The 24,629-nt window shown below is 30.6% G+C and carries 21 protein-coding genes; 9 read left to right on the top strand and 12 right to left on the bottom strand.

Annotation, left to right across the window (positions count from 1 at the left end; all coding sequences use genetic code 11):
- Positions 1-63 precede the first annotated feature (63 nt).
- On the top strand, positions 64-801 hold the full coding sequence (locus tag A8C32_RS13905; protein WP_069831036.1) for a lysophospholipid acyltransferase family protein: 738 nt from the start codon (positions 64-66) through the stop codon (positions 799-801).
- 117 nt (positions 802-918) lie between these two features.
- Here the strand turns inward: A8C32_RS13905 and A8C32_RS13910 are convergent, their stop codons facing one another.
- The 4 genes from A8C32_RS13910 to recA all read right to left on the bottom strand — a co-directional run bounded on the left by A8C32_RS13910 (position 919) and on the right by recA (position 4,744).
- Positions 919-2,505 carry a hypothetical protein gene (locus A8C32_RS13910; RefSeq protein WP_069831037.1) on the bottom strand — a complete coding sequence of 529 codons (1,587 nt, stop codon included), beginning with the start codon at positions 2,503-2,505 and terminating at the stop codon, positions 919-921.
- On the bottom strand, positions 2,505-3,047 hold the full coding sequence (locus tag A8C32_RS13915) for an RNA polymerase sigma factor (protein ID WP_069831038.1): 543 nt from the start codon (positions 3,045-3,047) through the stop codon (positions 2,505-2,507). The genes A8C32_RS13910 and A8C32_RS13915 overlap by 1 nt, the downstream gene beginning before the upstream one ends.
- A 30-nt stretch (positions 3,048-3,077) precedes the next feature.
- Positions 3,078-3,497: a hypothetical protein gene (locus tag A8C32_RS13920; RefSeq protein ID WP_069831039.1), complete on the bottom strand. Its 420-nt coding sequence runs from the start codon at positions 3,495-3,497 to the stop codon at positions 3,078-3,080.
- Positions 3,498-3,742: 245 nt separating this feature from the next.
- Positions 3,743-4,744, bottom strand: coding sequence for a recombinase RecA (recA, locus tag A8C32_RS13925; protein ID WP_069831040.1), 1,002 nt, complete (start codon positions 4,742-4,744; stop codon positions 3,743-3,745).
- A 411-nt stretch (positions 4,745-5,155) separates the two neighbouring features.
- Between recA and trhO the strand changes: the two genes are divergently transcribed.
- From trhO to A8C32_RS13955, 6 genes are all read left to right on the top strand, one after another.
- Positions 5,156-6,232 (top strand): oxygen-dependent tRNA uridine(34) hydroxylase TrhO, encoded by a 1,077-nt coding sequence (gene trhO / locus A8C32_RS13930; RefSeq protein ID WP_069831041.1) that lies wholly within the window; start codon positions 5,156-5,158, stop codon positions 6,230-6,232.
- 196 nt (positions 6,233-6,428) lie between these two features.
- Entirely contained in the window at positions 6,429-7,742 is a 1,314-nt protein-coding gene (locus A8C32_RS13935) for a PSP1 domain-containing protein (protein ID WP_069831042.1), read from the top strand.
- A complete protein-coding gene (locus tag A8C32_RS13940) occupies positions 7,729-8,226 on the top strand; it encodes a gliding motility lipoprotein GldH (RefSeq protein WP_069831043.1) in 498 nt (165 codons plus the stop codon). The genes A8C32_RS13935 and A8C32_RS13940 overlap by 14 nt, the downstream gene beginning before the upstream one ends.
- Before the next feature lie 112 nt (positions 8,227-8,338).
- The gene (locus A8C32_RS13945; protein WP_069831044.1) at positions 8,339-10,678 is read left to right on the top strand and encodes a penicillin-binding protein 1A; all 2,340 of its coding nucleotides are present in this window, start codon (positions 8,339-8,341) and stop codon (positions 10,676-10,678) included.
- Between the two features lie 158 nt (positions 10,679-10,836).
- Positions 10,837-11,538 (top strand): CoA transferase subunit A, encoded by a 702-nt coding sequence (locus A8C32_RS13950; protein WP_069831045.1) that lies wholly within the window; start codon positions 10,837-10,839, stop codon positions 11,536-11,538.
- A gap of 124 nt (positions 11,539-11,662) precedes the next feature.
- Positions 11,663-12,316, top strand: a complete 654-nt coding sequence (locus A8C32_RS13955; protein WP_069831046.1) for a 3-oxoacid CoA-transferase subunit B — start codon at positions 11,663-11,665, stop codon at positions 12,314-12,316.
- A 441-nt stretch (positions 12,317-12,757) separates the two neighbouring features.
- Here the strand turns inward: A8C32_RS13955 and A8C32_RS13960 are convergent, their stop codons facing one another.
- From A8C32_RS13960 to A8C32_RS13970, 3 genes are read right to left on the bottom strand one after another with little or no spacing between them, the layout of a single operon-like run.
- Positions 12,758-14,437 (bottom strand): ABC transporter ATP-binding protein, encoded by a 1,680-nt coding sequence (locus A8C32_RS13960; RefSeq protein ID WP_069831047.1) that lies wholly within the window; start codon positions 14,435-14,437, stop codon positions 12,758-12,760.
- Positions 14,438-15,151, bottom strand: a complete 714-nt coding sequence (locus A8C32_RS13965) for a 3'-5' exonuclease (protein ID WP_069831048.1) — start codon at positions 15,149-15,151, stop codon at positions 14,438-14,440.
- Positions 15,148-16,302 carry a serine hydrolase domain-containing protein gene (locus tag A8C32_RS13970; protein ID WP_069831049.1) on the bottom strand — a complete coding sequence of 385 codons (1,155 nt, stop codon included), beginning with the start codon at positions 16,300-16,302 and terminating at the stop codon, positions 15,148-15,150. Before A8C32_RS13970 ends, A8C32_RS13965 begins: the two co-directional genes overlap by 4 nt.
- A gap of 281 nt (positions 16,303-16,583) precedes the next feature.
- On the opposite strand from A8C32_RS13970, the gene A8C32_RS13975 reads away from it, so the two are divergent.
- A complete protein-coding gene (locus tag A8C32_RS13975) occupies positions 16,584-18,041 on the top strand; it encodes a sulfatase-like hydrolase/transferase (RefSeq protein ID WP_069831075.1) in 1,458 nt (485 codons plus the stop codon).
- Positions 18,042-18,071: 30 nt separating this feature from the next.
- Here the strand turns inward: A8C32_RS13975 and A8C32_RS13980 are convergent, their stop codons facing one another.
- Positions 18,072-18,545, bottom strand: coding sequence for a methylated-DNA--[protein]-cysteine S-methyltransferase (locus A8C32_RS13980; protein WP_069831050.1), 474 nt, complete (start codon positions 18,543-18,545; stop codon positions 18,072-18,074).
- Positions 18,545-19,636, bottom strand: a complete 1,092-nt coding sequence (locus A8C32_RS13985) for a CNNM domain-containing protein (protein WP_069831051.1) — start codon at positions 19,634-19,636, stop codon at positions 18,545-18,547. The genes A8C32_RS13980 and A8C32_RS13985 overlap by 1 nt, the downstream gene beginning before the upstream one ends.
- A 142-nt stretch (positions 19,637-19,778) precedes the next feature.
- Here A8C32_RS13985 and A8C32_RS13990 point away from each other — a divergent pair, with 142 nt between their 5' ends.
- A complete protein-coding gene (locus tag A8C32_RS13990; RefSeq protein WP_069831052.1) occupies positions 19,779-21,989 on the top strand; it encodes a tetratricopeptide repeat-containing hybrid sensor histidine kinase/response regulator in 2,211 nt (736 codons plus the stop codon).
- Between the two features lie 130 nt (positions 21,990-22,119).
- On the opposite strand, the gene A8C32_RS13995 is transcribed toward A8C32_RS13990, so the two are convergent.
- From A8C32_RS13995 to hemB, 3 genes are all read right to left on the bottom strand, one after another.
- Positions 22,120-22,782: an SDR family oxidoreductase gene (locus A8C32_RS13995; protein ID WP_205635400.1), complete on the bottom strand. Its 663-nt coding sequence runs from the start codon at positions 22,780-22,782 to the stop codon at positions 22,120-22,122.
- A gap of 142 nt (positions 22,783-22,924) precedes the next feature.
- A complete protein-coding gene (locus A8C32_RS14000; protein WP_069831053.1) occupies positions 22,925-23,488 on the bottom strand; it encodes a Crp/Fnr family transcriptional regulator in 564 nt (187 codons plus the stop codon).
- 106 nt (positions 23,489-23,594) lie between these two features.
- Positions 23,595-24,584 (bottom strand): porphobilinogen synthase, encoded by a 990-nt coding sequence (hemB, locus tag A8C32_RS14005; protein WP_069831054.1) that lies wholly within the window; start codon positions 24,582-24,584, stop codon positions 23,595-23,597.
- Positions 24,585-24,629: the final 45 nt, after the last annotated feature.

A 24,629-nucleotide genomic window follows, 5' to 3' on the forward strand; every position in this document is an offset into this window, starting at 1 on the left:
TTTTTTATTGTATAATTTGGATTTTATGGAATTGCTCGATACAATTATGTATTTTTGATTTCGATGAAAGTTTTTAAATATATTTTTTGGGTATTGTATCGCATTTGGTTTTATATACTTGTAGCGGTGCCAATACTTATTATGTTTCCTCTTCTTTTAATTTCTATTTTAAAAGAATCTTGGTATCCGTTTTTTTTTAAAATAGCTCGAGTTTGGGCAAGATTTATTTTAATAGGTATGGGGTTTCAGTGTCGTATCGAGCGGGATGAGATTCCAGAAAAGCATAAAAGCTATATGTTTATAGCTAACCATACTTCTATGGCAGATATTATGCTTATGTTGGTTTCTGTTAAAAACCCTTTTGTTTTTGTTGGTAAAAAGGAGTTAGCTAAAATTCCGCTTTTTGGTTTTTTCTACAAACGTACTTGTATTTTGGTAGATAGAAGCTCGGCAAAAAGTAGACAAGCTGTTTTTTTAAGAGCACAAAAACGATTAAAAACAGGAGTAAGTATTTGTATTTTTCCTGAAGGCGGAGTACCAGAAGAAGATATTGAATTAGATAGTTTTAAAAATGGAGCATTTAGATTAGCAATTAATCATCAAATACCTGTAGTGCCATTAACATTTGTTGATAGTAAAAAACGTTTTTCATATGTTTTTTTTAGTGGTAGCCCTGGTTTAATGCGGGTGAAGATGCATAATTTTTTGTCTACTAAAGGACTAACAACGGATGATACGAAGTCTTTAAATGAAAAATCAAGAGGTATTATTTTAGAGCAATTAAATTTTTTTAATAAATAGTTTATTGTACTAATAATTGACTAAGAAAACATGATTAAAAAAAAACTGCTCTATGGCACAGTTCTATGATTAACTTTTGAGATGAAATAAAATTAATATTTGGATCTAACCATAAACCTAAAATTTAATAGAGAATCCAGTATAAACACCTAGAATATAAGGTTTGAAATTACCAGAGGTATTATTAAATGTGTTAATTTGGTATTTAAAAATGGGTTCTAAATTCAAATCTATTTTTTTAGAGATTTGATAGTTTAGTCCTAAACCTAAATTAGCACTATAGCTTACCTTGTTTATATTGTTAGCTTCACCTAAAAAGGTTCTTGATCCATTTTCAGCTTCAGAAAATATTTCATTATCATTTAAAAAGAATGAACTAAATCCTCCAATTACATTAACGCCTAATTTTTTATTAGAAAGGATATATTTAATTTCCAGTGGAATTTCAATATATCCTAAAGCTTGATTAATTGAAGTATTTGAAGATGTAAATGGTTCAGGTATAGGATTATCACTATCTAAAGATTCTGCACTAATAAGAGAAAGAGCTACAGCATTACTGTCGTTGTTTCTAGAATTAACATTTCTTAGAGAACTATTATCTGTGTTAAGTCCTAGAGATTGGAAGGCTACTACGTTATTGGTATTGTAGCCAAGGTTAACTTTATTAATACCAGAGCGTATACTTAGTTTACTATTTATAGCATAACTAGCGGAAATACCATAACTCATGTTTAACTCGCCACTTTTAGAGTTGTTGTTAAATTGAGGGTCTATTGATGAGCCTTCTCCATTTAAAGTGTTAAAATAAACAGGTGCTGCATTTGGAGCAATACTCCACTTATTGGAGCTGCTTTTCTCTTCTTTAGTAGTATTTTTATCTAATACTTCTTCTATAGTAAGTGAATTCTCCTTGGTTTTATTCTTAACTATAGTTTCAGTTATTTCTTTTTTTGCTTCAGAAACTATTGTGTTTTTTACGGTGTTATCAATTAGTTTTTTAGCTTTTTCTTTGTCTATTAATAAGGCTTCTTTTTTAGTAATATTTTTATTTTCTGAAATATTAGAAGCAATACTAGTTTTATTTTTTTCTTTATTTGAAAGATTTATAGTGTTGTTCTTTTTTTCGGAATTATTTGAAACAGCATTATTTGTGCTTTTTTGGTTAAATAGATTTTCTGAAGATAAGTTTGATTTATTTAGCTGTATTTCATGTTCGGATTCTTTTACCTTTTTTAAATTCTGTTTTATGCTATTGTTATCTGCAATAACAACATTCTTTGATTGATTACTTGTGTTTAAAGAATTAGAATTTAATGTTAAACCTGTTTTGTATTTGTTTTCTTTTTTATTTTTTGAAGTTGAGGTTTCTGCAACTTCCGAATCCATAGGAAGTGCTGTTTTCTTGATTTTGTTAGAAAGATTAGTTTCTTTAGTATTTGCTTTTTCTAAAGTTGTATCTTCTGTATCTACGATTAAACTATTATTATTAGTAGTAGTAAAGTAAATGTTTCCTATAGCTAAGAATAGCAGTAATAAAGCGGCAGCTCCTGCATAGCGCCACCATATAGGAATAATACGACGTTTCTCCTTTTTTTTATTAAGCTTAGCTTCAATGTTTTTCCAAACAGCATCATCAGGGGCTTCTTCAAAATCTTTAAAGTGCTCTTGGAATAGTCTGTCTATATGTTTTTTATCATTCATTATAATGATTGTGAATGTTTTACTGTTTTATATTCCTCAATAGTCTGTTTCAAAATTTGTCTAGCACGAGCTAAATTAGATTTTGAAGTTCCTATATTTACGCCTAACATATTTGCGATTTCTTTATGAGAATACCCATCTAATACGTAAAGGTTAAATACTAATCTATATCTATCTGGTAAATCTTGAATGATTTGTAAAAGATAGTCAATGGAGATGTCTTCCTCATTAACTTCTAATTCAACATCTTCAACGTGATTTTCATTTATAATATCAAAAACTTTTTCATTCCTGTATCGTTGTAATACTGTATTAATAGTAATGCGTTTTAGCCAACCTTCAAAAGATCCTTTATTTTTATATTGTTCAATTTTTTTAAAAATTGTCAAAAATGCATCTTGCAAATTATCTTGCGCTTCAGTATGATTGCGAGAATATTTCAAGCAAACAGAGAACAACTTACTCGAAAAGAGCTTGTATAGTTCTCCTTGAGCTTTAGTGTTATCAACTTTACAATCTTCTATGAGTTGGTTTAAACTCAAATCTGAATAAGTATTATAAATTAATTAAAATTAATCGTTCACAGGGACTTCTACTATCAAATACTGGGATTCTCCATCTGCATCTCTTCCTTGCCAAAACCTGAATATGTAAGAGCTGTTACTAGTTACTGTAAAGTTAAAAGATTTTTCTATCAATTCATTTTCAAGAGCTTCACAATTGTCTTCGTTAATAATTAGAGTTTTTGGAGCAATAGTACGTTGGTTATTTTCTTTTGCGTAAGCAAAATCTTCAAGAATTATATGGCATGTTGAAGGTCTTAAATAAGAAACAGTAATAGGGTATGTTTCTCCTAATTCAAATTCACTAGGTATATCTACACTTTCAATAGGTAGAATGTCTACATGACTATTTTGAGTGATGTTATCGTCATCATTAATACATGAAGTGAATAGCGTAAGTATTAAGCAGAGCGCAAAAAGTTTTTTCATTAGCTGTTTCTTTTTTTAAGGCTACATATAGAACTCGTATAATAAAAATTAAATATGTATTAGTTTACACATTGTTTTCTATCAACTAAAGAGATACATATGTTTACATTGTATAGATACGAGAATGTTAAAAAGGTTGCGTGTAAAATCAAAAAATCCCGAATTAACGGGATTTTTTATGTTGTTTCATTTAGGAAATAAGATGTTTCATTTAAATTTAGAATCATTTTACACCCGAAGCAGTATTATTTTTCTGAGACTATTTTTCTAACCTTGGTTTCGAGCTCGTCCATAAGCTCAGGATTGTCTTTTATTAATGCTTTTACAGCATCTCTACCTTGACCTAGTTTTGTTTCGTCGTAACTAAACCATGATCCGCTCTTTTTAACAACATCATGCTCTACTGCAATATCTAAAATTTCACCAACTTTAGATACGCCTTCTCCATACATAATATCAAACTCTGCAGTTCTAAAAGGAGGAGCTACTTTGTTTTTAACCACTTTTACTCGAGTTTTGTTACCAGCTACATCTCCATTGGTTTCTTTTATTTGAGTAGAACGCCTTATGTCTAATCTAACCGAAGCATAAAATTTTAAAGCATTACCACCAGTAGTTGTTTCTGGGTTACCAAACATAACTCCAATTTTTTCACGCAATTGGTTAATGAAGATAACAGTACAGTTGGTTTTGCTAATAGATGCAGTTAGTTTTCTTAAGGCTTGAGACATTAATCTGGCATGTAAGCCCATTTTAGAGTCTCCCATTTCACCTTCAATTTCACTTTTAGGTGTAAGTGCAGCAACAGAGTCTACTACAACAATATCAATAGCACCAGAACGAATTAAATTATCGGCAATTTCTAAAGCTTGTTCACCATTATCAGGTTGCGAAATAATTAGATTGTCAATGTCTACACCAAGTTTTTCAGCATAAAACCTATCGAAAGCATGTTCTGCATCAATAAAAGCAGCAATGCCTCCAGATTTTTGAGCCTCGGCAATAGCATGTAATGTAAGTGTTGTTTTACCAGAAGATTCTGGACCGTAAATTTCTATAACACGCCCACGTGGATACCCGCCAACACCTAAAGCAATATCTAAACCTAAAGAACCTGAAGAAATGGCTTCAACATCTTGTATAGCCGCATCACTCATTTTCATTACGGTTCCTTTTCCATAGGCTTTATCTAGTTTGTCTAATGTAAGTTTAAGTGCCTTTAACTTAGCTTCTTTTTCGCTACTCATTTATCTTTTTTTTTCTGAAGTTATGCTTGCTAAATTACTACATCTTTTGTCACAATACAATAATATTTTTCATTACTAAGAATACTATTTTCTTTTTTCAGAAATTAAAATAATGAAGATTCTTGCGCAACCTTTTTAAGTCAACAGTATCTACTAATTAGAAGAATGAGATTTTGCTATGAAAAAGAATTAAATGAAATTTTTCAAAACAAACTATCTGTAAAGTCGATGGTAGTTAAAATCGTAAGTTATTTTTAAGTCAAATTAAAAAAACATTAACTAAACAGATTAGTCAAGAAAAAGCACTTTATGTTTATTAAAGTGCTTTTTTATTGATAGGATATTAGTGTTTAGTTAAAAATTGTATTTTTGCGCTTCAAAATATTCTTTAACCTTATAAATTAGTATAGCATGCAACTGTACAACAAATTAAGTTCAAAAGAAAGAGCAGAATTAATCGATCAAGCAGGAAAAAATCGATTAACACTTTCTTTTTATCAGTATGCCAAAATAGGCAATCCACAAATTTTTAGAGATCATTTGTTTATTACTTGGGACGCCTTAGATGTTTTAGGTAGAATTTATGTAGCCCATGAGGGTATTAACGGTCAGTTATCATTACCAGCAGATCGTTTTAACGAATTTAAAGCACATTTAGATAGTATAGACTTTTTAAATGGGATACGATTAAATGTTGCAGTTGAGCAAGACAACAAATCGTTTTTAAAGTTGAAAGTAAAGGTGCGTAAAAAAATAGTGGCAGATGGTTTAAATGATGAGTCATTTGATGTAACTAATAAGGGTGTTCATCTGGGGGCTGAAAAGTTTAATGAATTTATTGAAGATGAAAAAACCGTTTTGGTTGATATGCGTAATCATTACGAAAGTGAGATAGGGCATTTTAAAAATGCTATAACGCCAGATGTAGATACCTTTAGAGAATCTTTAGATATTATTGAAGATGATTTAAAAGCACATAAAGAAGATAAAAATTTGGTAATGTATTGCACCGGTGGTATTCGTTGTGAAAAGGCTAGTGCTTATTTTAAACACAAAGGGTTTAAAAATGTATATCAGTTAGAAGGCGGGATTATTGAATATACCAGACAGGTTAATGAGAAAAATATAGAAAATAAGTTTTTAGGACAAAATTTTGTGTTTGATGATAGAAGAGCGGAACGTATTAGTGATGATGTAATAGCGAATTGTCACCAATGTGGTAGTCCTTTCGATGTGCACACAAATTGTGCTAATGAAGCTTGTCATTTACTTTTTATACAGTGTGATTCTTGTAAAAGTGAGATGAATAATTGTTGTTCAGATAATTGTAAAGAGATAAATGCTTTACCTTATGAAGAGCAAAAAGCGCTTAGAAAAGGGCAAGGGAATAGTAATGATATTTTTAAAAAAGGCCGTGCAGATCATTTACCTCATAAAAAAAACTTGAGAAATATTTATGAGGTTTTAAACGAAAATAAAACTGAGTGATTATAACAAACAATCTTTCTTTATTAGTCTTTAGAATAATCTTATATTTACATCGAAAAGATTTATTTTGAGAATACTTTAAAAAGATCTCCTTAAGTTTTTATGCAAATATATTTTTGTGTTAACTTGACTTAAACTAGATATGAACCTTCATTCGTAATAATCTAATTATTAGCGAATTCAATATATAAAATATATGGCTTGCGCAAGTTGCTCAACTAAAGACGGTCAACCTAAGGGCTGCAAAAATAATGGAACCTGTGGTACAGACAGTTGTAATAAACTAACTGTTTTCGATTGGTTGTCCAACATGTCTTTACCTAATGGAGAAAAACCATTTAATTGGGTTGAGGTACGTTATAAAAATGGTAGAAAAGAATACTATCATAACACAGAAAACTTAACACTTAGTATTGGAGATGTTGTTGCTACACAGGCAAAAGCAGGGCATGATATTGGTATGGTTACCCTTATGGGAGAATTAGTGCGTGTTCAAATGAAACGTAAAAATATATCTGAAAACCTAGAGGAAGGACTTAAGATTTATAGAAAAGCGAGCCAGAAAGATATTGATATTTGGTCTGCAGCAAGAGATAAAGAAGAGCCTATGAAGGTTAAAGCTCGCCAGTTTGCTATTGATTTGAAATTGCAAATGAAAATTTCAGATATTGAATTTCAAGGAGATGCTAGTAAAGCGACATTTTATTATACTGCAGAAGAGCGCGTAGATTTTAGAGAACTTATAAAAGTATTTGCGCGAGAGTTTAGAACGCGTATAGAAATGAAACAAGTTGGGTTTCGTCAAGAAGCAGCAAGACTTGGAGGGATTGGTTCGTGTGGACGTGAGTTGTGCTGTTCTACATGGTTAACAGATTTTAGATCTGTAAGCACATCTGCTGCACGTTATCAACAATTATCTTTAAATCCGCAAAAACTAGCAGGACAATGCGGTAAGTTGAAGTGTTGTTTGAATTATGAGCTTGATACTTATTTAGATGCTTTAAAAAGTTTTCCAAAAACAGATATAAAATTACAGACAGAAAAAGGTACTGCAGTTTGCCAAAAAACAGATATTTTTAAAGGGCATATGTGGTACGCTTATGAGGGGGAATGGATGAATTGGCATAAAATAACAACAAGTCAAGCTAATGAAATTATAGAGCTAAATAAGAAGAAAGAAAAAGTTGTTAGCCTTGAAGAATACGCTTTAGAGGTTATTGAAGAAGCTAAAACTGAGTTTGAAAATGTTGTTGGACAAGATAGTTTAACACGTTTTGATAATCCAAAGCGTTCAAATAAGCGTAAAAATAATAGAAGGAAAGGGAGTCAAGCTAATAAAAAAGAGACAACAGGTAGTAATAACTCAAGAAAGAATAATTCGAATAAAAATAGCTTAAATAAAAGTAGCTCAAGTAAGAATAAACCAAATAAGAACAATTCGAATAAGAATAATAGAAATAAAAACAGTAGAAAAAAACCTCAAAACAACAGTAAAAATGCTGCAAAATAGAGTTTTATTATTTTTCTTAATATGTTTTTTAGTATTAGTGTCTTGCGATTCTAATAGTGTTTTAGATACTTATAAGGCAGTTCCAAACAAATGGCACAAAGATTCTATAATTAGTTTTAAAATCAACCCGCCAGATTCTACAAATGCCTATAATTTATTTGTTAATTTAAGAAATACCAATGCTTACAAATACAATAATTTATTTTTAATTGTAGAGATGGTTTTTCCACATGGAAAAACCGTAAAAGATACTTTAGAATATAGAATGGCAGAACCTAGTGGTAAACTTTTAGGGACTGGTTATACAGATGTTAAAGAAAATAAACTTTGGTATAAAGAACAGGTTGTTTTTAAAGAAATAGGAGAATATACTGTTAATATTCAGCATGCTATGCGAGAGAATGGAAAAGTTAATGGGGTTATAGAACTTGAAGGGGTTACAGATATTGGTTTTAGAGTAGAAAATATTATAAACAATAACTAAAAATGTCACATCGAGTGATTTTGCTTCATTAGGTCTTTTGACTTCTCTCAGGACTAGCTATAGTCTATGTGAAACAAAATAGTATCGAGATGTATTATCTAGAATAAAGTACATGGCAAAAGTAAAAAAAGTAAAAAAAGAAACGATTCAAGATTTTTCAAAATATATCCGTTGGTTTTGGATGCTATTTTTAGGAGGTGTATTGATAGTCTTTCTGGTATTTTTATTAGCTTCTTGGGGATTATTGGGAGACATGCCAGATCATACCCAATTAGAAAACCCTAAAACAAATTTAGCAACAGAAATTATTTCTTCTGATGGAAAAACATTAGGGAAATTTTATTTAAATGATAACCGAACACCTATAACTTATGATGAGCTACCGCAGAATTTGGTAGATGCTCTAGTAGCTACTGAAGATGCACGTTTCCATGAACATTCAGGTATTGATGCTAGGGGGACTTTAAGAGCAATAGCTTTTTTTGGGAAAAATGGAGGGGCAAGTACGGTGTCTCAACAGTTGGCTAAACAGCTGTTTCATAAAAGAGAAAAAGCTAATATCTTTAAAAAACTTTCTCAAAAAATTAGAGAATGGGTTATTGCGACACGTTTAGAGCGTCAATACACTAAAGAAGAGATTATAGCACAATATTTTAATATCTACGATTTTTTAAATAATGCAGATGGCATTAGAAGTGCTTCAAGAATTTATTTTAGTAAAGAACCAAAAGATTTAAGCATCAAAGAGTCTGCGATGTTGGTGGGTATGTTTAAAAATTCTGCGCTTTATAACCCTAGAAGAAATCCAGTAGGTGTAAAAAATAGACGAAATGTTGTTTTATATCAAATGGAAAAGTATGGTTATATTACGAAAAAAGTAAAAGATTCACTTCAAAAAACAGAATTAGGCTTAAAATATTCTCCAGAATCACACCGAGAAGGTATAGCTACATATTTTAGAGGCTATCTAGATGGTTATATGAAAAAATGGATTAAGAATAATTTGAAACCAGATGGAACAAAGTATAATTTGTATAACGATGGGTTAAAAATTTATACAACTATAGATTCGCGAATGCAGAAATATGCAGAGGTAGCTGTACAACAACACATGCCAAGGTTACAAGCCGAATTTTTTGTTCAAAATACAACAAAACGTAATCCAACGACTCCTTTTTTAGATTTAAATAAAAAAGAAATTAATAGTTTATTAAAACGTTCTATGAAACAATCAGAGCGTTGGAGGCATATGAAATTTGATTTGAAAAAATCTGATAAGGAGATAGAAGCATCATTTACTAAGCCAGCACAAATGACAGTTTTTACCTGGAAAGAGGGGAGAGCTTCAGAGGTTGATACTATAATGAAGCCAATAGATTCTATACGTTATTACAAGTCGTTTTTAAGAACAGGAGTGATGTCTATGGATCCTTTAACAGGCCATGTTAAAGCTTGGGTTGGAGGAATGAATTATAGGCATTTTCAGTATGATATGGTAAAACAAGGAAAACGTCAAGTAGGTTCTACATTTAAACCTTTTGTGTATGCAACAGCTATAGATCAATTGCATTATTCGCCTTGTGATGAATTTCCAGATACACCATTTTGTATTGAAGAAGGTAAATTTGGAAATGCAGAAGAATGGTGTCCTAAAAATGCGGGGGGAGAATATGGAGGTAATAGAACTTTAAAAAATGCTTTGGCAAATTCTGTAAATACGATAACTGCAAGATTAATTGATAAGGTAGGTCCGCAAACGGTTGTAGATTTAGCTAAAAAATTAGGGATTAAATCAGATGTACCATCTGTGCCTTCTATAGCTTTAGGAGTTCCAGAAATAAGTCTTTACGAAATGGTTGGTGCGTATTCAACATTTGCTAATCAAGGCGTTTATACAAAGCCAGTCATGGTTACAAGTATTGAAGATAAAAACGGTACTGTTTTGTATCAATTCAAGCCAGAAACACGTGATGTTATAAGTGAAGAAACGGCATATGTAACTGTAAAATTAATGGAAGGTGTAACGCAATCTGGTTCTGGAGCACGATTACGAACAAAAGGTGCAGATAAATATAGAGCAGATTATAAAGAAATCATTACAGGATATCCTTATCAATTTACTAATCCTATAGCAGGGAAAACAGGAACTACCCAAAACCAGAGTGATGGTTGGTTTATGGGGATGGTGCCTAACCTAGTGACTGGAGTTTGGGTAGGAGGAGAAGATAGGGCTGTTCATTTTAAAACCGTTAAATATGGTCAAGGAGCAGCTATGGCATTGCCTATTTGGGGATTGTATATGAAAAGTTGTTATGCAGATGAATCTTTAAATGTTTCTAAAGCATCATTTGAAAAGCCTAAGAATCTTTCTATAAATGTAGATTGCTCTAAGGAGACTAATGATAATGATGAGGAAGGACCTGAAGAGGTTCCAGATGACTTAAGTTTTTAATTTGCGTTTATGTAGATAGAGGCTTAATATAAAAAGTCCGCTTTACTATTTGAAAAATTAATAAAAAACCATTCTTTTTAGAATGGTTTTTTATTTGTTAATATTTTCGACATATCATTCAATTATTCGTAATTTTATATAATAAAAATTGGATAATAATGATTAATAAGAAAGTAGCTAGTGTTCAAGAGGCTCTTGAAGGGGTGTCAAATAATATGACCTTTATGCTTGGTGGTTTTGGGCTTAGTGGTATTCCTGAAAATGCTATTTTAGAATTGGTTAAACGTAAGGTTAGTGGATTGACATGTATTTCAAATAATGCAGGTGTAGACGATTTTGGTTTAGGTTTATTGCTTCAGCAAAAACAGATTAAAAAAATGGTTTCGTCTTACGTTGGTGAGAATGATGAATTTGAACGCCAAATGCTTTCTGGTGAATTAGAAGTAGAACTTATTCCTCAAGGAACACTTGCAGAACGTTGTAGGGCAGCGCAAGCAGGGTTTCCTGCAATTTATACTCCTGCAGGTTATGGAACAGAAGTTGCTAACGGTAAAGAAACCCGTGAGTTTGATGGTAAAATGTATGTTTTAGAATATGCCTTTAAAGCAGATTTTGCTTTTGTAAAAGCATGGAAAGGCGACGAAGCTGGAAATTTAATTTTTAAAGGAACAGCTAGAAATTTTAACCCAAATATGTGTGGTGCAGCAAAAATAACTGTTGCAGAGGTTGAGGAATTAGTGCCGTTAGGAACTTTAGATCCCAATCAAATTCATATTCCAGGAATTTTTGTGCAACGTATTTTTCAAGGAGAAGTTTATGAAAAACGTATTGAACAACGAACTGTGAGGCAAAAAGATTAAAATACTTGTCATTCTGCCTTTCGTTTTCGTTAAAGATGAATTTCGGAAGGAATCCACTTTTAAAATATTAAGGTTCAATTAAAAAGGTTCTCGTTTTCACGAGAATGACAAAAATAAAAGATAGATGCTAGATAAAACGGGTATAGCAAGGCGTATTGCAAAAGAAGTTAAAGACGGGTACTATGTGAATTTAGGTATTGGTATTCCAACTTTAGTAGCTAATTATGTTAGAAATGATATTGAAGTAGAATTTCAGAGTGAAAATGGTGTTCTAGGTATGGGACCCTTTCCTTTTGAAGGAGAGGAAGATGCAGATGTTATTAACGCAGGAAAGCAAACTATAACAACCTTGCCAGGAGCAAGCTTTTTTGATTCAGCAATGAGTTTTTCTATGATACGTGGACAACACGTTGATTTAACTATTTTAGGAGCTATGGAAGTTGCTGAAAACGGAGATATTGCGAATTGGAAAATACCAGGGCGTATGGTTAAAGGTATGGGGGGAGCTATGGATTTAGTAGCAAGTGCAGAGAATATTATAGTAGCCATGATGCATACTAATAAGGCAGGTAAATCTAAACTGTTAAAACAATGTAGTTTACCATTAACGGGAGTTGCCTGTGTAAAAAAAATTGTTACTAATTTAGCTGTAATTGAAATTACAAATAAAGGATTTAAACTATTGGAGCGTGCTCCAGGCATTTCTATAGAAGATATAAAGAATGCTACTGAAGGTACTTTAATTGTTGAGGGTGATATTCCAGAAATGATTATATAAGGTTGTTATTTTTGTCTTATTTCTTGTTTTAAGGCTTTGTTTTGGATTATAGCTTTTGTTGGTTTTAATAGCTGGCATGGTATATATTAATTTTGTAAAAATTATTGTAAAATTTTTCAACAAAATGATGTAGTTTATTACTTGTAATTCTATCCTAAAAAAAATATATTGTGCTTAAAATGTTAAAAAAACATGTTTTTTGTCGATTTTTTATGTTTTTAAACCGATTTATTGAAAAATAGTTTGATATTAGCACAACCCAAAGAAACCAAATTAATATATAGATTGCCCTCTCAAATCTACCATAAACTCTAACTTATGAATGTTGCAACAAATCTACCTGAACAATCTACTAATGATGAAAGCAAATTCAAAGAAACTGTTAAACAGAACTTACAATTTGTGAAAAGTATAATTTATTTAACAAAAAAAATATTTATGCTATAATCCTTTAGGGATGGCTTGAATTAATTTTTTAGTATAATCTTTTTTTGGATGATTATAAATAATATCTGCATCGTCCAGTTCTTCAATTTTACCTTTATTCATAACTAATAGTTGGTCTGACATATATTTGACTACAGCTAAGTCGTGAGATATAAATATATAAGTAAATCCAAAAGCTACTTTTAGCTCATTTAATAGATTAAGTACCTGTGCTTGAATAGATATGTCTAGTGCAGAAACAGATTCATCGCAAACAATTAACTTTGGCTGTAAAGCTATAGTTCTTGCGATACCAATACGCTGTCTTTGCCCGCCAGAAAACTCATGAGGGTATCTGTTAAAATAATCTTCAGATAAGCCAACTCGATTTAAAATATCAATAACCTTTTCTTTACGTTTTATATCCGATTTGTAAAGTTTATGCACTTTCATGGGTTCCATAATAGCTTCACCTACAGGTATTCTTGGGTTTAATGACGAGTATGGATCTTGAAAAATAATTTGAATGTCCTTTCTTAATTTTCTTGTGTCTTTTTTTGATAGTTTGGTAATATCAATACCTTTGTATAAAATCTGTCCAGTCGTAGCTTTGTCTAACTGTAGAATGGCGTTACCAAGTGTAGATTTTCCACAACCAGACTCACCTACTAAACCTAAAGTTTCTCTTTCATATAATTTAAAGCTAATATTATTTACAGCCTTAAAAGTATTTGGTTTAGTAAACCAACCAGATTTAGATATATATTCTTTTTCAACATTAATTACTTCTAGTAAAGGCGTTGTGTTATAAAGAATTTCATGGTTTTTTTTACGTTGTTGAGTTGTTATTACCTCATTAGAAGTTGTATTATTTAAAAAGTCCTGAATGGTTGGTAATGTTTTTAATCTAGTATCTAATGTAGGTCGAGAATTTATTAATGCTTTAGTGTAATTATGCTGCGGATTTTTAAATATTGAAGTGGCTAAACCTGCTTCTACAATATCACCTTTATACATAACTAAAATACGGTCTGCAATCTCTGAAATTAAAGACAAATCATGGGTTATAAAAATGATACTCATTTTAGTATCTATTTGAAGCTTTTTAAGTAATTCGATGATATCTTTTTGTACAGTAACATCGAGAGCTGTAGTAGGTTCGTCTGCAATTAAAATATCGGGTTTACAGGCAATAGCCATGGCTATCATAACCCGTTGTTTTTGCCCTCCAGAAATTTCATGAGGATACTTATCGTATGTGTGTTTTATATCAGGTAGTTTTACTTTCTCAAAGAGTAATAAGGTTTCCTCCTTAGCTTCATTTTTAGACAATTTTGTGTGTTGTAATAGTATTTCTTGAACTTGTTTCCCACAAGTCATAGATGGGTTTAAAGAACTCATAGGCTCTTGAAAAATCATAGCTATTTTATTTCCTCGTATATTTTGAAATGATTTATTTGGAAGTACCGTTAAATCTATCTCATTATAAAGAATGCGCCCCGATGTTATTTTAGATATATGCTTTGGAAGTAAACCTAGAATAGCTAATGAAGATACAGATTTTCCCGAACCAGATTCTCCTACAATACCTAATATTTCGTTCGAATTTAAGTTATAAGAGATATTATGGATTACTTCATTTTTTCCAAATGAAATAGAAAGATCATTAATATTTAAAATATTTTTTTTCTCCATTTATATATGAATAATTTCATCGTTGGTTAAAAGGTCATCCCCTCTTAATCTTAAAAGTATTTGTGCTACTGCAATAGTATCTTTTTCACAATAAATGATAATGCGATCTACTTCGTTTTCTTCGTAATACACTCGATACACTTCACTACCATCAATATCATCTTTTGGAGATGGAATGCCTAAAACATTAGTTAGCAATTTTAAAGAGGTGAATGCTTTATAGTCACCAAATTTCCATAATTCCAAAGTGTCTAAATGTGGAACTTCCCATGGCTTTTTACCAAAGAGATTGAGTTTGTAAGGAAGTTCTATATGATTAATAATCATACGGCGAGCAATGTATGGAAAGTCAAATTCTTTACCATTATGCGCACAAAGTAAATGTTTGGTTTGATTAAAATGAGAATTTAATAGATTTTTAAAGTCTTTTAAAATTTTCACTTCATCACCATAAAAAGAGGTAACTCTAAATTTTCTTAAATCACCTTGATACGTAAAATATCCAACAGAGATGCAAACGATTTTTCCAAATTCAGCCCAAATCCCTGCACGATCATAAAATTCTTCAGCAGTGAAATCTTCTTTACGTTGATATTTTGATTTATGTTCCCAAAGAGCTTGTTTAGTATCATCTAAATCAGAAAAATACTGAGTTTCAGGAACGGTTTCTATATCTAGAAATAAAATATTTTCAAGATTAAGCTTATCTATCATTTATTTAGCATTTTATAGGCTTCTTCTATATATACAGAAATATCATTAGTGTAAATATCTGAAGGTTGATTTCTAGATGATTTTTGATGACCTAAACGAACAATAATAATATTATCCTCTGGCTGTACAATAACATACTGGCCTAGATGACCTTGCATCATAAAAAAATGTTTTCCATTTTGTTTTTTTAGCCAAAAGCCATAACCATATTCTGGACTTTCTTGAAAACGTGGTTTTATAGATTTCGCAACAAAAGTAGAATCTAAAATTTGTTTACCATTCCATTTCCCATGGTTTTTATATAATTTTCCAAAACGTGCAAAATCTTTAGCATTACTAGAAATGCAACAATAGGCTTTTACTAAATCATGGCTTTTACTATCTACCTGCCATAATGTAGAGTTTTCACATCCAAGAGGTTTCCAAAAACTTTCGGTTAAATAATTATACATTTTTTTGCCTGTAGCTTTTTCGATAACCATGGCTAACATTTGTGTATCCCCACTGGCATATTTAAAATGTTTTCCAGGTTCATCAACGACTTTTAATCCTAGCATTACTTTTTCTAAATCATCATCGAAATAGGCTCGAGTTGTAATAGATAAAGGGGAATAGTATGCCTCATCCCAATTAGTACCCGATGCCATACTAGATAAGTCGCCAACAGTCATTTTAGCTGCTAAACCATTACTAAATTCAGGAATAAAATCACTTACAGGTTGATCTATGCTTTTAATATACCCATCTTTAATAGCTTTTCCCATAAGTCCAGATACATAACTTTTTGCCATAGAGAAGGAGTTGGATTGCGAGTTTGCATTAAAACCACCATAATAATTCTCAAACCAAATACTGTCATTTTTTATAATAACATATGCAATGGTTCCGTTTGCTTTATTTATTTCATTTAGCTTATTAGTCTCTTTTATAGAGTTATAGTTTTTGTGATTAGGCCATGGTTGAGGTGTTCCGTTTTCTATAACTTGATTATGGAATTCTTTGTAATCTTCTAAATAAGCAGTGGTGTGTCCTTTTAAATAAATCGTTCTTACAGCTTTAATTAAGTAATCTGTATCGGTGACATATAATATTATAATTAATAAACCTAAAAGAATGGCAACCCATTTGAAGAGTTTTTTTAAGAATTTCATTTAACTAGTTTTAAGAATTTTATTGTTATTCTGAGTATGAAGATTTAAAGATAATAAAATTAATAACCAGAAATAAAGGAAAATATTACTATTCCTTTTTGTTTTATATAATCTTTTGTATTCTAAAATAAATTCTATAACAATAATTTCGTGCTTAATAATCATATGTTTTCTATAATAAATCATATGTTATATACTAGTGATAACGAAAAGTTTTACTTCGTTGTAATTATAATTACAGGATTAATATGTATAACAAAATTTGGATTTATAGTTTTTTAATGTTTTCAATTATAATGTATTCTCAAGAAGAGAATAGACCTAATTTTTTGGTTATTTTAGCCGATGATTTAGGGTATGGAGATTTAGGTTATACTGGTACTAAAGATATATCTACGCCTAATATTGACTGGTTAGCCAAACAAGGTGTTGAGATTACTAATGGTTATGTAACTCATCCGTACTGCGGACCATCTCGTGCTGGATTAATTACAGGGAGGTATCAAGCTAGGTTTGGTTTAGAAATAAACATTACCAATTCTCACTTCGATGAACATAGTGGTTTACCTACTACAGAAAAAACCTTTGCAAGCCGTCTAAAAAAAGTAGGCTATACAACAGGAATTATTGGTAAATGGCATTTAGGAGCTTCTTACTTATTTCATCCTAATAACCGTGGGTTTGATTATTTTTATGGCTTTTTATCTGGAGGGCATTCTTATTTTCCTGAAAATGTGAATATTATACGTTCTCTTAGGGTAAAAGGGAATTTAAATAATGAACCTCATTATTCTGCCAATGAGGGGGCTTATTGGCCATTACTACGCAATAATAAAAATGGAGAGTTTAATGAGTACTTGACAACAGCTTTAAGTAAAGATGCTGTAAAATTTGTTAGTCAAGTTAATAACAAGCCTTTTATGTTGTATTTGGCATATAATGCGCCCCATGCACCTTTGGAGGCTCCAAAAAAAACTATTGAAAAATATGCACATATAAAAGATAAGCGTAGACGAATATATGCCGCTATGATAGATGAAATGGATCAAGGTATAGGTTTGATTATAGAAGCATTAAAAAAAACAAAAAAGCTAGATAATACTGTTATCTTTTTCTTATCAGATAATGGAGGAGCTCGCCCCAAAATAAATAAAAAAACAGGAAACATGTCGGCTTATAGTAATAGCGGTCTATATAGAGATGGAAAGGGCAGTATGCGGGAAGGTGGATCTCATGTTCCTTTTATTATACATTGGCCAAAAGGAATAAAAAGAACAGGTAAATTTGATGGTTTAGTTTCTGCTTTAGATATTGCTGCTACAGTGACTTATTTGGGAAAAGGTGATACTTCAGGTTATTCATTAGAAGGCAAAAATTTAATTCCTTATTTAAATGGTGTTAAAAAAGAATCTCCGCATCAAGAATTATTTTGGAGAACAGAAATAGGCAGATGGTCAGTACGTAATTTGGATACTAAATATTTATTAAATGATGAAACGGGAATACCTGAATTATATGATATGAAAAACGATCCTTATGAAACGACAGATATTTTAAGCAGGTATCCTAGGAAACGTAAAAAAATGGCAAAACTATGGAATGACTGGAATAAGAAAAATATAAATAACGTGCTGCTTCAAGCTAACGTTTATCAAAAAATGCGCTTGAAGTTTTATAAAGATTTACATGAATCTCTTGAGCAAAAAGCAACAAAAAAGCCTATAATGATAATAGAATAGTTTTAAAAGGTAGTTGGTGTAATTTAGGAATTAAAAAAGAGATTGCTGTTTATATGGGCTTTCGTGTTCTAAAAGCCATTTTTTACGATGTAAGCCACCAGCATAACCTGTTAAGCTACCATCACTACCAATAATACGGTGACAGGGTACAATAATCCAAAGTGGATTTTTACCATTGGCATTCGCTACAGCTCTTATGGCTTTTACGTCTCCTAATTGTTTTGATAATTCTAAATAAGTCATGGTTTTTCCGTAGGGAACTTGTTCTAATAATGTCCATACTCTTTTTTGAAAATCTGTGCCTTGGGGATTTAATTTAAGATTAAATTGTTTACGATTTCCTTTAAAATATTCATTGAGCTGTATAACGCAGTCTTCAAGTTCAACAGGAATTATGTCTGTAATTTTTTCTTTTGAATTAAGAACTGTTATATCAGTTAGACCATTAATATCTCCACTAATTTTAGTAAAACCTAAAGGTGTATTTATAGTGCAGGTTTCCATTAATTGTTTTCTGTGTCTTTGTTGTCCTCTAATATGCCTAATTTTTCTGCTCTTGATTTCCAGTTTTTTCTAGCTTGGGCTTGTAAGTCTGAAACATTATCGCTTTCATCCATTATTTCTAAACCAAGTAAAGTTTCAATAACATCTTCCATAGTTACTAACCCACTAACCGTACCATATTCATCAACAACTAAAGCCATGTGATTTTTGGTTTTAACGAGTTGATCAAATAAGCTTGGAATAGCAATATTACGGTCTACTATAATAATATGTCTTTTAATTTCAGAAAGTTTTTTAGTACGATTATCAAGAGCCATTTCTTTAAAAACTTCGTTTTTTAAAACAAGACCCTTAATGTTATCTTCATTATCTATATAAACAGGGATTCTAGAAAAACGTAAGTTGAGGTTTTTATTAAAAAAATCTTCAACAGTTGTAGTCTCGCTAATAGTCTTCATAACTGTTCTTGGTGTCATTATGTCTTTAGCTTTAACTTCTTTAAAAGTTAATAGGTTTTTAATGACTTTACTTTCGTTCTCTTGAAAAACACCTTCCTCTTGAGCTAAATCTGTCATAACTATAAAGCTTTCACGGTTTAAAACACTTCCATGACCTTTGCCTCCAATAAGTTTTGTAGTAAGCTGTAATAACCATAAAATACCTGTCCATTTTAAAGGAAAAATTAAAATGATTAGTGCTTTTGAAGTAAAATTGGCTAGATTTTTCCAGTATGTAGCTCCTATAGTTTTTGGAATAATTTCTGAGGCTACTAAAATTAATAGTGTCATGATAGCAGATACAACACCAACAGTGTTTATGCCAAAAAGCTCTATTTTATATGGAAGTTTTTCTGCGGATATACCTACCATCATTGCACCTAAAGTATGAGCAATAGTATTTAAAGTAAGTATGGCAATTAAAGGTTTGTCTACATCTTTTTTAAGGCTTTCTAATGTAATAGCATAGTCTTTGCCTTCCAGTTTTTTAAGGTTTATAAATGTAGGAGTAATGCTTAGCAATACTGCTTCAAGTATTGAACATAAAAAAGAAAAGAAAATAGAAATGGTTGCCCAAAGTAGTAATACACTCATTAAAAATAAATTTTATTTTTTGCTAATTTATAGAATAATTATAAAAAGTAAGAGGTTTACTCCTTGTATTATAATTCAATTTTTTGATTATGAGTTTAATTGTCATAACTTTACAATAGTAACCTCGTGATTTTCTCTTATAATGACAAGCATAAAGCGCTTTATTTTATTGTTTATTATTATTTATGGCCCTTATGTTTTAGCACAAAATGTAACTTCTGCTAAAAGAGATACATTAAATTCGATATTTAAAAAATCTGTAAAATCCTTAGAGTCTTATAATTATAAGGATGCTATAAAGTATAGCTCAAGGCTTATAGATTTAAGTACGCTGTATAAGGATGATTATCATGAATTTTTAGGATACGATTTATTAGGTACTGTTTATCGTAAAATTGATGACTCAATAAGTGCTAAAGCAAATGCAGAAAAGGCGCTTCAAATAGCTTTGGAGTGTAAATCTGATAGCCTTATATCTTGGAGTTATGTTAATTTAGGAGTGATTTATAGTGAAAATGAAAACACAAAAGATAAGGGGATTGTTTTTTTTGAAAAAAGTGTTGCATTAAATGAAAAATTAAAAAATGAAGAAGAGGTATATCTCATTTATATAAATTTAGCCTGGTCTTATTTGGATTTAAATCAAGAAGATGAAGCTTTTAAAATTTTGAAGAAGGCAAATTCTATTTCAGGAAACCCTAAAATTAGTAGATTAAATAAAGAATTTATTAGGTTTTTATTTGGAAGGTATCATTATCAAAAAAAGAATTACAGGCTAGCAAAAAAAAAGCTCATTTCTGTAGCAGCAGTTGCAGATCAAAAAGCGTTTCATGATCTAGGGGGAGAGGTTTATAATTTTTTAACAAAACTTTATTTTGACACAGGGGATTATAAGAATGCTTATTTAAGTCTTGAGAAAACAAACTACCATGATGAAAAAATTTTTGATGCAGAAAAATTAGAAGCAACAGAAATAGCGAGTGCTAAATTTAACATTAGAGAGTATCAAAAAGATCTTGATGTTGCATTGAAAAAGAAAAAACTTTCGGATGAACTTTTTAAGAAAACAAATCAAATAAAAACAGCTTTTATTATTACAACATTTGTGTTGCTTTTTGCATTAATAGCTTTCTTTTTACTTCTTAATTCTAGACATAAATATGTAAATAAACTGCAGACTAAAAATATTGAATTAACAGAAGCTAAAGAAAAGGCAGAAAGATTATCAAAAGTAAAAAGTAAGTTTTTCTCAACTGTAAGTCATGAATTACGAACACCTTTATATGGTGTTATTGGAATTTCATCTATTCTTCAAGAGGATAAAAAACTTTCGGAGTATACAAAAGATTTAAATTCTCTTAAGTTTTCTGCAGATTATCTTTTGGCTTTAATTAATGATGTTTTGTTACTCAACAAAATGGATGCTGAGGCACTAAAATTAGAAGAGACACCTTTTCAATTAAATGTTTTAATTAATAGTATAATAAAGTCATTTGAATTTAGTTTAGAGCAAAATAATAATAAGCTTTCTGTAAATATTGATAATAAAGTTCCTAACTTTTTAATAGGAGATTCTATTAGGATTTCTCAAATTTTAATGAATTTAATAGGAAATGCAATTAAGTTTAATGAAAATGGAAATGTATGGCTGGATGTACAGTATGTTGAAGTCACTGATGAAGGGAAATATAAAACAAAATTTATAATAAAAGATGATGGAATTGGCATTCCTGAAGAAAAACAAGAGGTTATATTTGAGGAGTTTAATCAGGTTGTAAATGAAAATTATAGTTATAAAGGTACAGGGTTAGGTTTACCTATTGTAAAAAAACTATTAGACTTGTATGAGAGTGATATTTATTTAAAAAGTGACTTAGGTAAAGGCTCAGAATTTAGTTTCTTTTTAGATTTTAAAAAGAATGGTAATTTAAAAGAGAATATGTCTAATAAGTCAATAGATGTTATAGAATGTACTTCCGAAAATCTAAATAGAGATATTCATATTTTAGTAGTTGATGATAATAAGATAAACCAAAAAATTACTCAGAGAATTCTTGAAAAGCATTATTTTACATCTAGTACTGCAAATGATGGGGAAGAGGCTATTTTAATGATTAAGGAGCATGATTACGATTTAGTTCTTATGGATATTAATATGCCAAAAATGACAGGTATAGAAGCGACATTGGAAGTTAGAAAATTTAATTCTAAAATACCTATTATTGCTTTAACGGCTGTTGAAGTTAAAGAAATGCGTATAAAGATTTTTAATTCGGGAATGAATGATATTATTCCAAAACCTTATGATGTTTCTCAATTCTTATCTACTATTCTTAAAAACCTTGCTAAATAAAGAAGCGGTAGAATAATTTAGATGTAGTATTGAAATAATTTTACTTTGTTTCTCAATTTAACGTTTCGTGATTAAATCAAGAAACAAAGCATTTAATATTTTATTATTCTGAAAAGTGTAAATTTTCACTTTAATCGAACCCTCCAGAAATGCTTATTTTTTGTCCTGTTATCCAAGAGGCATCATTAGAAGCTAAAAATGTAGCTAGTTTAGAAACATCACTTGTTTTTCCAATTCGTCCAAGAGGTGTGTTTGCAATAATAAAAGTTTCCATTTCTGTATTAATAGGATTTCCTTCTGTTTGAGTAGGTCCTGGTAATATTGAATTTATACGAATATTTTTTGCTCCAAGTTCTTTGGATAAAACTCTTGTTATACCATCAACGGCACTTTTTGTAGCTGTATATAAAGATGTCATTGGTGTTGCTTTAACGCTTGCTACAGAGCTAATGTTTATAATACTACCTCCATTTTTTTCAAAATAATTTATAGCTTCTTGAGTGGTTAGAAGAACGCTTAGTACATTGGTGTCGAATTGATTATGAAACTCTTTTTCTGTAACCATTTCAATGGGTTCAAATTTATAAGTACCAGCATTATTAACCAAAATGTTAATTTCTCCAAAGGCCTCTTTCGATTTGGTAAATAGTTTTTTAACATCGTCTGATTTTGTAACATCTGCTTGAATTGCAATTGCTACACCTCCATTTTTTTCAATGTCACTAACAGTATGTTCTGCTCCGTTTTTATCTGTATTGTAATTTACAATAACTTTAATTCTGTTGCCATTGATTTAGCAATTTCGGCACCTATTCCTTTTGATGCTCCTGTAATTATAGCAACTCTATTCTGTGATTCTTCCATTGTTCTAAGTATTTGTTTTTACAAAATTAGATTGATGGAGTTTAGGAATTTTTGCTAAATGGCAAAAAATGCTATTTGGCTCGTATTCTACTTAAAGTATATTGAGAAATACCAAGATGTGAAGCAATATGCTTTTGAGAAACGCGCTGAATAATTGTTGGGTACCTTTGCATAAACTTATTATACCTAGTGTAAGCATCGTCAACAAACATTTCACTTTTAACAGTATATTTTTCTAATAAAGCCTTGGCTTTTAAAGTGTTTATAATTTGTGAAAAATTCGAAATATTTTTTTCAAAAAATTCAAAAGCGGTGCTTGTTATAGTAACAACTTCACAAGCTGTTATTGCTGTTATATTTTCTTTGGAAGGCTCTTTATTTATAAAACTATCTAAGTCTACAGCAAAATTATTTTCAATTGCAAAATATTTAATAAATTCTTCTTCATTAGAGTTGTAGCCTTCAACTTTAAAAATCCCTTTTTTTATATAGCTTAATTTTTTGCAAATTTCTCCGTTGGTATTATGTTTTTGTCCTTTATTATAAGTTTCAATTTTCATTCTTTCCTCCATTAAAAGGCGCTCATTATCTGAGATAGGGAGTATTGAATTAAAAAGATCTATTAAACTATTCATTTCTGAATTTTTATAAGAATAATTATTCAGCTAATAACTATTAGTACAATATAGAATTATGCTTTATTGCTTTAATTTTTTTAAAATTTAGAACCTGTATTTTAAGTTAAGAAATTAACTTAACAACATCTTTGGCAAAATAGCTAGCTATAATATCGGCACCAGCACGTTTAAAGGCCGTGGTCGTTTCCATCATAACTTGGTCGTGATTTAACCAGCCTTTTTCGGCAGCAGCTTTAATCATAGCATATTCTCCACTAACTTGATATATGGCTACAGGAACATCTACGTCGTTTTTAATGTCTCTTAAAATATCAAGATAAGAAATACCCGGCTTTACCATAACAATATCTGCACCTTCATCTATATCCATTTCGGTCTCTCTAATGGCTTCAAAACGATTAGCGTAATCCATTTGGTATGTTTTCTTGTCTTTTGGAATGTCAACCATATCTACAGGAGCAGAATCTAAGGCATCACGAAAAGGACCGTAAAATGCCGAAGCGTATTTAGCAGAATAACTCATAATTCCTGTGTTAATAAAACCTTCATCTTCTAAAGCTTCACGAATGGATAAAATACGTCCATCCATCATATCGCTAGGAGCTACAAAATTAGCTCCAGCTTGAGCATGAGATAAACTCATTTCGCTTAAAACCTCAGCAGTTTCATCGTTTAATACTTGTCCGTTTTCAATTATACCATCATGTCCGTAAGCAGAATAAGGATCCAGAGCCACATCGGTCATTACCAACATGTCTGGACATGTATTTTTAACGGTTTTAATGGCGCGTTGCATCAATCCGTTTGGGTTTAATGCCTCTGTGCCTTTATTGTCTTTTAAATTATCTGGCACTTTTACAAAAAGCAGTACCGATTTTAAACCTAATTTCCATAAATCTTTAATTTCACCTTCTAGTAAATCTAAGCTATAGCGAAAGTAGTTAGGCATAGATGCAATTTCTTCTTTTATTCCTTTTCCCTCAACTATAAAAAGTGGTACTAAAAAATCATTAGGTGTTATTATGGTTTCTTGAACTAAAGAACGAATGGCTTCGTTGGTTCTTAATCTTCTATTTCTTCTTAATGGGAACATGGTTTATATTTTTAAATAAAAAACGATTCAATTTATGGAATTGAT

Source organism: Flavivirga aquatica, from assembly GCF_001747085.1.
Lineage (GTDB): Bacteria > Bacteroidota > Bacteroidia > Flavobacteriales > Flavobacteriaceae > Algibacter_C > Algibacter_C aquatica.